The following is a 13,688-nucleotide window of genomic DNA, read 5'->3' on the forward strand; positions in this document are numbered from 1 at the left end:
TTGCAAAATACAGTTGGTATTTTTGGTAAGTTGCCGGGTCACGGGGACTTTGTTCAGCGGCAGCTGCCGGGTAGTTTTGTCACTGTATGGGATGGCTGGTTACAACGAGCGGTATTTGGTTCTCGTGAACTCGTAGGTCAAGAGTGGTTGGACTACTACTTGACCAGTCCTGTTTGGAGGTTTGTCCACAGCAAAGGCATCATTGATGCCAATGCGTGGGCCGGAATTTTAGTGCCTAGTGTGGATAGTGTTGGGCGCTATTTTCCGTTGACATTTGCTGCTCCTCTATCCCCGGTAGTGGATGCATTTGCTTTTATGTCTGATGCTAAGAGCTGGTTCCAGAGCTTGTCGGAATTAGCAATTACATCGCTACAAAATATGCTACATGCAGACCAATTATGTGAGGCGTTTAGTGCTCCCCCTGACAGAGCGGGCATTATCTCTCTGCCTCCAGCACAGGGGGACTTTGTCGTCTCCACAGGCCAATCGAATAGTCTGGAAAGAGGCTTTGCAGGTCTTTTAGGGCAGATGAGCAAAAGTAGCTACTCCGCATATAGTCTGTGGTGGAGCGAGGGGTCACAGCACTTGGCCCCGACAACTTTGTTATGCCCGTCATTGCCGAGCCCAGAACTGTACAGTTCAATGCTTGGTGTACGATTGCAGCAAAATATGAATTAGGGTGTGGGGGCGCAATGTGAAACAGTGGGTCGTGTTGGATAAGAAAAAGCATCGTAATGTTAGATTACTTAAAAGCGATCTTTCCCACAGTAAAAATTTACATGTTTGTTCAATTCTTTTGACTGAGTTTACACCGGTAGCGCATGCATGCCCTATCATATTTGCTAAGTCAAAAGACTCTGGGAAGCTTGAAAGTAGTGCATTGCTTGGTGTGAAACCAGGTGAAAATCTTTTCTGGCAAGAAGAGCAGTGGCAAGGGGAATATGTTCCTGAATCTGTTCGTAATTATCCTTTTTGTTTGAAGTATAAACAAAATGATTTTTCCAGTGCATATATTTGTATCGAATCTTCGCTCCTATCCGCCGGTAAATGCACTTCTCCTAGTGTTAGTTTATTTGAGGTAGATGGAAAGGCAAGCAAAGACCTCTTAGAAATACAGCGCCGGCTAAAAAAAAGCCACTTTAATAGGATGCAGGTCTGGAAATTTGTTGATATTTTGCAGAAGTTCAATTTGCTAGAAGAAAAGATAATTAATATAGATTTGGCTGATGGCCTTAAACATAAATTTACAGGGGTATATTGCATTTCTGAATCGAGGCTACAAAAGCTTGAAGCGGAAAAATTTTTAAAGTTACGAGAGTTGGGTTACCTCCCATTTATTTATTCTCATTTATTTTCCTTACAGAAAGCATCAGCTTTAAGTGCGTTGTACCAGAAGTATAAAGTAAAAGTGCTTCATTGATTTAGAAGAAAACAACCTACATCTAATTAAGTGTTATTGCCTCAGAGCGTCAGTTTAATGAAGCGAAAGGGCAGAATGAAACCAGAAGGAAGGAGCAAAGGCTCTGGTTTGTCAAGAAGGTATCAGAGCAGGAAGCGAAGGTTGCTGATATGTCTTACGGAATAATTTTTACTGGGGAGAAAAGAAGTTCTGTGGAGCGACGCTATGCAATAGCTGCATTAGGACGCGAATTTGGCTTGAATTTTAGTCAGATAAAGGGGCTTCTGACAGGTGTAAAATCACAAATCAAATCTACGGATGATAGAGGGGAAGCCCGCCAGTTAGTGAATAAATTCTGGTTGGCTGGCTGGCACACTCAGCTCTATCAGAATGATCAGTTGATACACTGTACTGCAAAGTCTAGTAATTATGGTGAATCTCCTTTGCCCCCGACTCTTACCTTCTTAGAAGATAAAGAGGGAACGATTTCTATAGGGGTTCCTTCGGGGTGGCAAAAGTTTGATAGCTTGAATCGGGAAGCGGTAATTCAGGCGGGAAGTCCAGAGTTGAGTCGCTACTTGATTGTATTGAGACAGGAACGAAGTCAGCTCCCCCAAGGTTTGTTACTTGACCATTTTGGAAAAGCCCAAATACAGCAATGCCTGACCAGAGTGGAGAATGGTGTTCTTATATCAGGACCAGAAGTGTTGAGAGGGGGTAACCATAGTGGACATATTTATGAGATGTCTGCTGATATTACAGAAACGCCAGTTCACTACTTAGTCACATTTTTTCAATGTCAGGACAGTTTCTATTCCGTGTTTTTGTGGTCATCTATTCAAGATTCTGAGAGAAGTAGAACTGAATTTTTGCATATTTTTACCACATTTACACTTGTAGCTAATACGGCCAGTTGCGATCCAACATTAGTTCCGATGTAATAGCTTGGAATAAGAAGCCAAAATCTAACAAAAATAAATAGCGTAAAATTGTCAACTGAACATGTTTTTTAAAGTAATAGGTACCAAGCGCATTATTTGCCTTGATTAGATATCTACAACGTGTACTCTTCTCAGAATTCTGATTAAAGGATTTGATTCGGTATAAGGGCCTTTTTTGATGGCATTCCCAAACACGATAAATATCGATGAATTAGTTGCTCCAATCTCAGAGGATAATCCCGTAGGGGAAGATATCCGAGAGGATCGTTCGCCAACTTCTGATTATTACTCGATCAAAGATGCTCGCAACAGTGCAAGGGCTGCTGAACGCTCCGCAATGTTCGATGATGCAGACACAGACCTACTCGCACCTTGGAGGGATGTAGCAAAAGCTGCAGAAAATATCCTAGGGAAAAAGAGTAAGGACTTGGAGGTTGCCAGCTGGTATACCGAGGCCTTGATTCGCTTACATGGCTTTATTGGCTTGAGAGATGGCCTGCAGGTGATCGACTCGTTAGTAGAGCAATATTGGGAAGGTCTGTATCCCTTACCAGACGAAGATGGCCTTGAGACAAAAGTAGCACCCCTGACAGGTTTGAATGGTGATGGTGGTGATGGCACCTTGCTAATGCCTATTCGCAGTGCCGGTATTACTCCCGAAGGGGATTATGGGGACTATTCATTCTTCCAATTCCAACAGGCTCGGGATGCTGACAGAATTGCAGATGACGATGCCAAGGCTGCTCGAATAGAAACGCTGGGTTACAACCTTGAGCAGATTGATCAATGTGTAAACAGTGCGAGCGGTGAATGGGCTCAAAACCTCGTCCAGACAATCGAGGCAGCGCTGGGGCACTTTAAGACCATAAATGATAGCCTGCGACAAAGCTGCGGCCATGATGCCCCCCCATCCACGAATATTTCATCTCTATTGGATGAGGTGTTGCGGACAAGCCGCTTTATTTATAAGACGCACTTGGAGTCTATGGAGCAGACTCAAGAAGATGTGGCGTCTGAATCATCAAAAGAGTCTGCTGGGGAAGTTCAAGCTGGAAATGCAGCTGCAGCAGCGGTTACTTCTGTGGCTGCCTCTGCTGTAGCTGTCCCTACCGGTCCGGTAGTGTCCAGAGAAGATGCCTTAAAATTGCTTGAGCAGGCGGCAAAGTATTTTCGTACCTATGAGCCGCATACGCCGCTGGCGCCCGGCCTGGAGAGGCTGATAGGCTGGGGACGAATGACCGTTTCACAATTGATGTCTGAATTGCTACCTGATGATCAGTCGAAGGCGCTTTACTCCCAGTTGACGGGAGTTCGTCTCGATGGCACGGATACACAAAAATATATAACCCCACCAGTGACTACAAGTGGCACGTCATCAGCTCCTGCGGTTGCCGCAGATACACCTACTGAAAGTGTATCCGCGCCAGTCTCTGATGAAGGTTGGGGTGAGCAACCGCAAGAAGAAGCCAGCACTGGTTGGTAATTAACTGAGAACAGCAGTCCCTAAAGTCGGAAAGGAGACCTTAGATGTCTGAAAGCATCCACAACAAACTTAAGCGCGTGCGTAAGCCGCGTGTACATATCACTTACGATGTTGAAACTAACGGAGCCGAAGTCAAAAAGGAGCTTCCTTTTGTGGCGGGTGTTATGGGTGATTACTCTGGTGATAATGCCGAGAATCGCAAAGCTCTGAAAGATCGTAAGTTTATCCAAATTGACCGCGATAACTTCAACGACGTAATGGGTAAAGTAAACCCAAAGTTGAACTTGCAGGTTGAAAACACCCTGACTGGTGACGGTAGCAAGATGGCTGTTGATCTCGACTTCAACAACATGGACGCCTTCTCGCCGGAGCAGATTGTTGAGCAGGTTGAGCCACTAAAGCAATTGCTTGAAGCCCGTAGCAAGCTGCGTGATCTGCTGAGTAAAGCTGATCGCTCTGAGGAGCTTGAAAAAGTACTTGAGGATATTCTCAAGAGCACAGAAAACGTCAGCGCTATCTCTGACCAGTTGGGCTTGAATGAGGATAAAGGAGAGGACTCAGAATGAGCACTGAAGTAGAAAATGTTGCAGGAAGTGAAGCTGAAGAGCAATCGGCGAGTCTCCTAGACCAGGCGATTGCGGCAACTAAACAAACTGAGCCTCAAGAAGCACAAGACTTGCTTGCGAATTTGACAGAGCAAGTAATGAAAGGGACGGTCACCTGGGATCGCAACCTGACCCAGACCATCAAGAAAGCTGTTAGCGCGATTGATAAGGCCATGTCCCAGCAGCTGTCTGCGATTTTGCATGACGAGAAATTCCAGAAACTGGAAGGATCATGGCGTGGTCTGAATCACCTGGTCATGAACTCGGAAACTGGCGCTACCATGAAAATCCGCATGCTCAATTTGAGCAAGCGTGAGCTCTTCCGCGACCTGGATAAGGCAGTTGAGTTCGACCAGAGCCAGACCTTCAAAAAAATCTATGAAGAAGAGTTTGGTACTGCGGGTGGTGAGCCCTACGGCGTAATGATCGGGGATTTCGAGTTCACCAGCCACCCTGAGGATATCGAGCTTCTGAGCAAGATGTCTAATGTTGCTGCGGCTGGCTTCTGTCCGTTTGTTGCAGCTGCCGGTGCCGGCATGTTTGGTTTTGATGACTACACGGAGCTTTCCAAACCGAGAGATCTGGGCGGTATTTTTGAATCCGCCGAGTACATCAAGTGGCGCAGTTTCCGTGACAGTGACGACTCCCGTTTTGTCACCTTGGTAATGCCGCGTACCCTGGCCCGTACCCCTTATGGTGCTAACACCAAGCCGATTGAAGCTTTTGACTTCGAAGAATTTGAAGTGGATGAAGACGGCGTTTCCCGTCCAGCAGAGCACGATCAATACTGCTGGATGAATGCTTCTTATGTTATGGGCACCACCATGACTCAAGCATTCGCTGAGAATTCCTGGTGTACTGCAATTCGCGGTGCTGAGGGTGGTGGTAAAGTAGAAGGGCTACCATCTCACGTGTTCAAGAGTGACGATGGGGATCTCGATCAGAAATGCCCCACAGAGATTGGTATTACCGATCGCCGTGAAGCGGAGTTAAGCGCTCAAGGCTTCTTGCCTCTGTGTCACTACAAGAATACGGATTACTCGGTATTCTTTGGTGCTCAAAGTGCGCAAAAGGCAAAGGCATACGATGACCCTGACGCCACTGCTAACGCAGCTATTTCTGCCCGCTTGCCTTATTTAATGGCGACTTCCCGTATTGCACATTACCTCAAGGTAATGGCGCGCGATAAAGTGGGTTCCTTTATGGAAGCCGGTGATTGTGAGCGTTGGTTGAACAAGTGGATCTCCCAGTACACTAACTCCAATCCTGATGCGAGCCCTGAAATGAAAGCGAAGTACCCGCTTTCTGAAGCGCGTGTAGAAGTAAAAGAGATTCCGGGTCAGCCTGGATGTTACAGTGCGATTGCCTATCTGAAACCCTGGTTACAGATGGAAGAATTGACGACATCCTTGCGTATGGTGGCAAATATCCCATCTGCGGGATAAGGCTCCGGGCCCGCTCTTAGGGGCGGGTTCTCTCTTCACATGGCCTTGTTCAAGGCCAGCGTTTCACCATTATTTATTCAAATAATAATTCTTGTTGGAGTATACCGGTGCCCCGTGCAGCACATGACCAAATATCGGAAGATCAACCAGATGTTCTACCGGAGAAATTGGCGAGAGGGCAGCAGAGAGAGCTACATAAATTTCTGCAGGAACCGGATGACCTTTTTGCATTTGAATATTGGCTCACAGAATTATCCCCTCGTACAAATAGGGATAATTATTCCGTTCGCCAATATCTTGGTCGAATTGTCGCCGAGTTGGATGAACTAATCTGTGACCAGCTGAATTGCATAATTCATCACCAGAAGTTTCAGAGACTTGAAGCGAGCTGGCGGGGGCTATCCCTCTTAGTGTTTGATACGCCCCACGCTGAAAATATTAAAATAAAACTCTTGGATGCCAGCTGGAAAGAGCTGGCGAAGGATATGGAGAGGGCCCCGGATTTTGACCAATCTGGCCTGTTTCATCTTATATACAATGAAGAGTTCGGTACTCCAGGCGGTGAGCCATTTGGTTTGTTACTTGGAGATTACTATGTATCTCATCGGCCACTGCCTGATCACCCTTATGATGATGTCTTTACTTTGCAGGGCATCGCACATACTGCAGCCGCAGCCTTTGCACCGTTTGTTTGTGCATCAGCCCCACAACTTTTTGGCGTAGACAACTTTTCGGATCTAGCAAAGCCTATCAATTTTTCAGAAGTATTCCGTCAAAAGGAATACATTCGATGGAATGGCCTTCGGGACCTGGAAGACAGCCGATTTATTGCTTTAACACTTCCTCAAGTTTTAATGAGAGAACCCTATAATCAGGAGTTTTCATCCTATCGTGGTTTGAGGTTTCAGGAACAGGTACGGGCACCCCATAGCCAGAATTATTTATGGGGGAACGCCTGCTTTGCATTGGGTACCGTGCTATTAAGAGAATTTAGTGAAGTTGGCTGGTTTTCACATATTAGAGGAGTTGCTCGTGATCATTTGGGGGGAGGGTTGGTAACCCAGCTACCAATGGTGCCTTATAGGCCAGATAGTACTCCTGGCATGATCCGAATGGCCACTTCAATTTTGGTAACTGATTTTGCTGAGCGGGATTTAAGTGACTTAGGGTATGTATGCTTGAGTCATTGTTACGATACTCCTTACAGCGCCTTTAATAGTGTTCCATCACTTCAAAGGCCGAAGCAATTCACTTCTAAAGCAGCCACGGCTAATGCGCGTATTAGCTCCATGTTACAACAAATACTTTGCGCATCTCGATTTGCTCATTATATCAAGGTAATGATAAGGGATAAGGTGGGTGCTTATATGAATGCTGCAGATTGCGAGCGGCAGTTGCAGCATTGGCTGGATGAATATACAACGGGAAGGGATGACCTTTCCTGGGAAATGCAGGCTCGATACCCTCTACGGGAGTCCCGGGTGCAAGTAACGGATGAGCCAGGTAAAGCGGGTAGCTATCAAAGTGTGATTCATCTCAAGAGTCATTACACCGTTGACCATCTTGTATCCGAGCTAAAACTTACAACCGCATTGGCAACAATCGGCGTCGGAGCTACCTAATTATTATGGTTAGAGAAAAGCGACTATTGGCACCGGTATTGGATCGATTATTACAATCATCTAGTAAATTGGATGTACATCAATCCCATCAAGTGTTGAGACAGTTGCGTGAAGGGGTGCGTCGTGATTTGGAATACTTGTTCAATACAAGATTCAAATGTATTTCCGCACCTTCAACTCATGAAAGTTTAGAACAGTCGAATATTAACTATGGGTTGCCAGACCTATCAACAGTCAATCTTTCTTCTGCCGCTAGCCGAAAACAGTTTTGTCGAGATATTGAAAAAACAATTTTAAATTTTGAGCCCAGAATACGTTCGGTAAAAGTAACCACCCAAGACAAAGTGGATGTCGAAGATCCTAGTATACGCTTTCGTGTAGAAGCTGTATTACATGTAAATCCAGCATCGGAAGTTATTGTATTTGATTCGGCACTCAACCCAGTTACCCAGCTGGTGGATGTCTCTGAGATTATGTGATGAGTGAAAAGTTAATAGATCTCTACGAGCGCGAGCTCGCATTCATTCAGCAAACTTCTGCTGAATTTGCAAAGATGCACCCAGCTGCCGCATCCCGACTTCAGCTGGATGCAGACACAGTTGATGATCCTTTAGTAGGGCGACTGTTGTCCGGCTTCGCTTACATGAATGCTCGGGTGCAGCAAAAGCTGAGTGATGATTTTCCGGAGTTAACGGATGCAATGCTGGAAACTCTGTATCCTCATTATCTTCGTCCAATTCCCTCTTGTGCCATTGTTCAGTTTGAACCGGAAAAGGATTTGGATGCGATAACCCGGGTAGAAACGAAGACTTTACTCGAAAGTGACAGCTTTCAAGGGCAAACCTGCCGCTTTACAACTTGTTATCCAGCAGAAATTTGCCCATTTCAGGCGGTGAGTGCCACCCTGATGCCAAGGCCATTTATCGCTCCGGGCTGTAATGACATTCAGGGCGCTAATGCAGTTTTAAAATTATCCCTTAAAACTTTTAGCCCAAGCATAAAATTTTCTGAGCTAAACCCTGAGAGTCTCCGCTTTTTCCTTCGTGGCCAACCATCTCATATCTATAGTTTATATGACTTGCTACTAAGTAAGTGTGTCAGGTTGGTTGTTGCCAATGGGGAGAGTGATCCAAAGCCAACTTTTCTCTCTCCGGATGAAATATGTCAAGTGGGGCTAAGTCCAGATGAGGGTTTATTGCCATATCCTGATACCGCATTCGTAGGATATCGACTCCTAACTGAATATTTTGCTTTTCCGGAAAAGTTCCTTTTCTTGGATATATTAAAAGTTGGTGAAGCGTTAAACGAGAGCTTTGACGACACGTTAAATCTGTATTTTTATTTATCCGAAACTCATGAAGAGTTAGAAAAACAGATTTCTCCAAGTATGTTTGCTCTGGGCTGTGCTCCGGTCGTTAATTTATTTAAGCAAAGTGCAGATCCTATTCCACTTAATCACTCGCAGTATAGTTACCATGTGGTCCCTGATGCTCGTAGAAGTGATGGCTTGGAAATATACTCAGTGGATGAAGTTGCGGCAACTAATGGTGATGGAGAGACAACCAGTTACCGGCCTTTCTATGGAATTCGACACAGTCAACATCATGCTGATCAATCTGCATTTTGGTTTAGTCGTCGCAGAGATGTGATCGAAGGAGAGCATCGGAATGAACAAGCATCTGAGATTGATATAAGCTTAGTCGATCTGGACTTTAACCCGCATAGAATTAGTGATCAGACATTAGATATTAAGTTAACCTGCTGTAATCGAAATCTAGCCAAAAAATTACCTAGTGGTAGCGCCCAGCCTTATTTAGAGGTTGTTGACGGTGATTTGCCAGTTAGCCGAATTAGTTGTGTGGTTTCCCCAACGGCAACTATACGACCGCCTCGACGAGAGCGAGGGTATTGGAGGTTAATTTCCCACCTTAACTTAAATCATCTTTCTCTATCAGGTGCAGAGGGATGTAATGCGTTAAAAGAAATTTTTAGGCTTTATGACTTCCGTGACTCTGCTAGTACGCGTAATTTAATCGAGTCATTATTAAAGCTTAATACTAAACCGGTTACTGCTCCGATTCAGATTGATCAAAGTGTAGTTTTATGTCGCGGCACAGAAGTTGAGATTGAGCTTGATTCCATGATGTTAACAGGAACAAGTCCATTGTTATTTGCTAGCATCATAGAGCGTTTCCTGGGCTTATACTGTTCAATTAATTCATTTACAAAACTGATTGCCACTATGAGTGGTCGAGATGGGGAGTTGAAGCGATGGCCACCTCGCGCCGGCGAAAAAGCTTTACTGTAATTGAGCGTTTACGCCGAGAGCCTTATAACTTTGATTTTTTTCAAGCGGTAAGGCTGGTAGAGCGTGCAGTACATCTGGCAGGTACAGGTTTCAGTAAAGAACCTATAGCGAGCGCTGCCCCTCCGACTAAAGAGCTGATTCGGTTTAGTGCTCAATCTGGGTTGTCTTTTGTCAGCTCGGATGTTTTACGTCTAGAGAAGAAAAGCGTTGAACATGAAGAGCCCGATGAAAATGAGACTCATCAGTGGCATATGGAGGTGGGTTTTACAGGGTTAATCGGTAGTCAGGGGGTGATGCCCTATTACCTGACAGAGTTAGTGCAGAGGGAGCTTAGGGAGAACAATACGGCACTGCGTGATTTTCTGGATATGTTTAATCACCGAAGTATTTCCCTTTTTTATCAAGCTTGGCATAAATACCAGTTGCCTGTGAATTATGAGCGGCAACGCCTGCAGAATTCTCGAGAGCCAGACAAGTTTACCCAGGCTCTTGCATCCCTTGCAGGGCTTGGTACAAATGAAATGCGCTATCGAATGCCGATACCGGATGAAGCACTAGTTGGAATGGGAGGGCACCTTTCCAGTGGACGTTGTTCTGCTACCGCTTTATCCAGCATGATCAAGCATTATTTTGATTTAACGGTAAGTATTGAACAATTCCAGGGACAGTGGGATGAGTTACCGGATGATATCTTGTGCCGACTGCCCAGTGCTCAGGTGCCGAAGGGTATTAATAATTGCTTGGGAGTAAATACCATTCTGGGTACGCACTGCTTCCAAGCCCAGAATAAATTTCAGGTAATTATTGAGTCAATGCCTTATGAGCAATTTATGACTATTGCTCCGGGTACGAAAAAGTTGGAATCGCTTAAGGAGTTTATTCGCTTTAGTGCTGGTATTGAATTGGATTTTGAGTTGTCGGTGACACTTTCAACCAGCCAGGTGGTACCTATCCAGCTAAATAGAAAAGCTGAGAATGAACCTTTACTGGGATGGAATACTCACATGGCTAGTGAACAAGATGGTGAAAGGTTAGTACAAATAACTTTAAGTGCGGACAATATTTCACCTGATGAAGCTTTACCTGCTGCATAAGTAAAATTAACAACATTATTATTTAGGAAAGGATATTCAACGTGATCAATATCGATTTGAAGCGATTGGTTGATACCATGACTCCGCATATGCGTGACTCACTAGAGGGCGCTGCTGGGCTTTGTCTGTCACAGAACCAGTACAATGTTGAATTAGAGCATTGGTTACTGAAACTTTTGGATCAGTCTGATACTGACCTTTACCATCTGTTGGAAAAACACGACTGTAATCCAGCAAATTTTGCCAAGCAGCTGGCTACAGCGATTGCTGGATTTCGGGCCGGCAGCAGCCGTCCACCAGCCCTGTCCCCAACTATCGTAGAAGCAGCGAAGAATGCTTGGATGCTGGCTTCTATTGATTATGGACATAGAGCAATCAGTTCCGGACACTTTTTGGCTGCGCTTTTACTGGAAGAAACTTCTCGTCGCCAGATTTTAGAATCCTGCCCAGAACTGAAAGAGATAGCTCCAGAATCGATTCGCGAAACTGCTCGTGCAATGTTTGGACAAAGTGGAGAGTCTAGCCATATTAGCGCTACGGCGGATATGGATGATGGCGCAGCTGCAGTTGCTGCAGCTGCTTCTAAAGCTCCAGCTTTGGACAAATATACAATCAACCTAACTGAAAGAGCGAAGAAGGGAGAGATTGACCCTGTACTTGGTCGTGATGAGGAAATACGCCAATGTATCGATATCTTAACTCGCCGGCGTCAAAATAATCCGATCCTGACTGGTGAAGCAGGTGTTGGTAAAACTGCCGTCGTTGAAGGCTTTGCTCTTCGAATAGCTAGTGGTGATGTACCTGAGCCATTGCGCGGTGTAGCCGTACGCACGCTTGACTTGGGACTTCTTCAGGCTGGCGCCAGTGTAAAAGGTGAGTTTGAAAACCGCTTAAAGTCTGTAATTTCAGAAGTGCGAGCATCTGCAACGCCAATTATTCTATTTATTGATGAAGCGCACACCATGATTGGCGCGGGCGGTAAAGAGGGGCAGGGGGATGCGGCTAATCTCCTGAAACCTGCACTGGCTCGTGGTGAATTGCGTACTTTAGCTGCCACAACCTGGGCGGAATATAAGAAGTATTTTGAACGCGATCCTGCTTTGACCCGTAGATTCCAGGTAGTAAAAGTGGAAGAGCCTGATGAGAGCAACGCGATTGATATGATGCGTGGTATCGCAACCTCGCTGGAGGAGCACCATAAAGTACGCATTCTGGATGAAGCTATCATAGCTTCGGTCAAGTTATCTCATCGTTATATTCCCGGGCGCCAATTGCCAGATAAGTCTGTTAGCTTACTGGATACGGCCTGCGCGCGCGTCGCTCTTAGCCAGTCTGCTACTCCTGGGGCGATTGAAGATGCTCGTATCAATATTGATCGCACTAATACTACCCTGGCTAAACTTGAACGTGAAAACGCAGCAATGGGTGAGCATGAGGAGCAACTGGCAGAGCTAAAAGAGTTTAAAGCTTCCGAAGAAAAGCGTTTGGAAGTGCTCGAACAGCAATTGCTTAAAGAAAATGAGCTAATCGGACAGATTCAACAACTCCGCGATCAGATCGATGTAGAGTTTATGAAGGCCCAAGGTGGTGAAGGTGAAGATACACCCGACGAGGCCTTATTAGCCGACTATCAGCAACAGCTCAAAACATTAACTGCGGACTTGGAGGTTATCCAGGGGGATACCCCGTTAATGCAGCCAGCTGTTGATGAACAGGCTATTGCCGCAGTAGTTGCCAACTGGACTGGAATTCCTGTCGGCAAGATGGTTAGCGATGAAATTATTGCTGTGAAAACTTTGGCAGAGCGCCTGAATAAACGTGTTATTGGTCAGCCCCATGCTATCGAGGCTGTAGCTCAGGCAATTCGCACTTCTCGAGCAGGCTTGACAGACCCGCGTAAACCGGTGGGTGTGTTTATGTTCTGTGGTACTAGCGGTGTAGGTAAAACAGAGACTGCCCTTGCCTTGGCTGATGAGCTGTTTGGTGGTGAGCAAAATATCACGACCATCAATATGGCTGAATTCAAGGAAGAGCATAAAGTATCTATGCTGTTGGGCTCTCCTCCCGGCTATGTAGGCTACGGAGAGGGCGGTGTTCTTACCGAAGCTGCACGCCGTAAGCCTTATTCGGTAATCTTATTGGATGAGATGGAAAAAGCTCACCCAGGTGTACAAGATGTTTTCTATAACCTGTTTGACAAGGGGACCATTAAAGACGGTGAAGGAAGGGATATCGACTTCAAGAACACCGTAATAATTATGACCTCCAATGCAGGGGAGGATGCAATTAGAGCTATCTTCAGTCAAGTAGAAGAAAAGCCTGAGCCAGACGTATTGATGGATAATATCCGCCCACATCTGCTACAAAAATTCAAGCCTGCTTTCCTCGGTCGAGCAAATGTGATTGCTTATTACCCTCTCGATGATGAGAATCTGGTAGAGATTTGCAGAATCAATATGCGTAAGATTGAAAAGCGCGTTCACGAGCATTACGGAGCTTCCTTTAGCTATGACGAGGATGTTTTGATTAATATCGTTGCTCGTTGTCACGAAGCTGATACAGGTGCTCGTAATATTGAAGTTATTCTGAACAAAACATTATTGCCGGAGTTGGCTAGTGAATGTTTGGATAAAATGGCGCGCGGTGAAGAGGTGAAAGCAATTAAAGTCTCCGCTGCTGAGGATGGGGGGTTTGCATATAGCGTAGTTTAATAATAGTGAAGGCTAGGTGGTGTAAAAGCCACCAAGCCTTCACTAGTATAAGTGTTGATTAAATTCTTTATTTTTAAATA

11 protein-coding genes are annotated in these 13,688 nt (G+C 45.4%); all 11 read left to right on the plus strand.

Going from position 1 to position 13,688, the window contains the following annotated elements:
* The 11 genes from tagF (at window position 1) to tssH (ending at window position 13,608) form a co-directional block, all read left to right on the plus strand.
* Window positions 1-678, plus strand: a complete 678-nt coding sequence (gene tagF / locus ACJJIY_RS06640) for a type VI secretion system-associated protein TagF (protein WP_444895427.1) — start codon at window positions 1-3, stop codon at window positions 676-678.
* A 16-nt stretch (window positions 679-694) separates the two neighbouring features.
* Entirely contained in the window at window positions 695-1,420 is a 726-nt protein-coding gene (locus ACJJIY_RS06645) for a SapC family protein (protein WP_444895426.1), read from the plus strand.
* Between the two features lie 149 nt (window positions 1,421-1,569).
* Complete coding sequence (locus tag ACJJIY_RS06650) at window positions 1,570-2,340, plus strand: hypothetical protein (protein WP_444895425.1); 771 nt, start codon at window positions 1,570-1,572, stop codon at window positions 2,338-2,340.
* A 178-nt stretch (window positions 2,341-2,518) separates the two neighbouring features.
* Window positions 2,519-3,823: a type VI secretion system protein TssA gene (gene tssA / locus ACJJIY_RS06655; RefSeq protein WP_444895424.1), complete on the plus strand. Its 1,305-nt coding sequence runs from the start codon at window positions 2,519-2,521 to the stop codon at window positions 3,821-3,823.
* Window positions 3,824-3,867: 44 nt separating this feature from the next.
* Window positions 3,868-4,389: a type VI secretion system contractile sheath small subunit gene (gene tssB / locus ACJJIY_RS06660; protein WP_413664115.1), complete on the plus strand. Its 522-nt coding sequence runs from the start codon at window positions 3,868-3,870 to the stop codon at window positions 4,387-4,389.
* A complete protein-coding gene (tssC, locus tag ACJJIY_RS06665) occupies window positions 4,386-5,873 on the plus strand; it encodes a type VI secretion system contractile sheath large subunit (protein WP_444895423.1) in 1,488 nt (495 codons plus the stop codon). Before tssB ends, tssC (ACJJIY_RS06665) begins: the two co-directional genes overlap by 4 nt.
* 107 nt (window positions 5,874-5,980) lie before the next feature.
* Window positions 5,981-7,495, plus strand: coding sequence for a type VI secretion system contractile sheath large subunit (gene tssC, locus ACJJIY_RS06670; protein WP_444895422.1), 1,515 nt, complete (start codon window positions 5,981-5,983; stop codon window positions 7,493-7,495).
* A gap of 5 nt (window positions 7,496-7,500) precedes the next feature.
* Window positions 7,501-7,974 (plus strand): type VI secretion system baseplate subunit TssE, encoded by a 474-nt coding sequence (tssE, locus tag ACJJIY_RS06675; RefSeq protein WP_444895421.1) that lies wholly within the window; start codon window positions 7,501-7,503, stop codon window positions 7,972-7,974.
* Window positions 7,974-9,803, plus strand: coding sequence for a type VI secretion system baseplate subunit TssF (gene tssF / locus ACJJIY_RS06680; RefSeq protein WP_444895420.1), 1,830 nt, complete (start codon window positions 7,974-7,976; stop codon window positions 9,801-9,803). The genes tssE and tssF overlap by 1 nt, the downstream gene beginning before the upstream one ends.
* A complete protein-coding gene (gene tssG, locus ACJJIY_RS06685) occupies window positions 9,767-10,897 on the plus strand; it encodes a type VI secretion system baseplate subunit TssG (RefSeq protein WP_444895419.1) in 1,131 nt (376 codons plus the stop codon). Before tssF ends, tssG begins: the two co-directional genes overlap by 37 nt.
* A gap of 41 nt (window positions 10,898-10,938) precedes the next feature.
* Window positions 10,939-13,608, plus strand: coding sequence for a type VI secretion system ATPase TssH (gene tssH, locus ACJJIY_RS06690; protein ID WP_445355217.1), 2,670 nt, complete (start codon window positions 10,939-10,941; stop codon window positions 13,606-13,608).
* The last annotated feature ends 80 nt before the right edge of the window (window positions 13,609-13,688 follow it).

It is taken from the genome of Microbulbifer maximicatervae (SeqCode) (assembly GCF_052468155.1).

What these genes read in the sequence shown, in the direction of transcription:
- ACJJIY_RS06650 (WP_444895425.1), top strand. Translation starts at nt 1,570, where the DNA reads ATGTCTTACGGAATAATTTTTACTGGGGAGAAAAGAAGTTCTGTGGAG.
- tssC (WP_444895423.1), top strand. Translation starts at nt 4,386, where the DNA reads ATGAGCACTGAAGTAGAAAATGTTGCAGGAAGTGAAGCTGAAGAGCAA.
- tssA (WP_444895424.1), top strand. Translation starts at nt 2,519, where the DNA reads ATGGCATTCCCAAACACGATAAATATCGATGAATTAGTTGCTCCAATC.
- tssE (WP_444895421.1), top strand. Translation starts at nt 7,501, where the DNA reads ATGGTTAGAGAAAAGCGACTATTGGCACCGGTATTGGATCGATTATTA.
- tssB (WP_413664115.1), top strand. Translation starts at nt 3,868, where the DNA reads ATGTCTGAAAGCATCCACAACAAACTTAAGCGCGTGCGTAAGCCGCGT.
- tssG (WP_444895419.1), top strand. Translation starts at nt 9,767, where the DNA reads ATGGCCACCTCGCGCCGGCGAAAAAGCTTTACTGTAATTGAGCGTTTA.
- tssF (WP_444895420.1), top strand. Translation starts at nt 7,974, where the DNA reads ATGAGTGAAAAGTTAATAGATCTCTACGAGCGCGAGCTCGCATTCATT.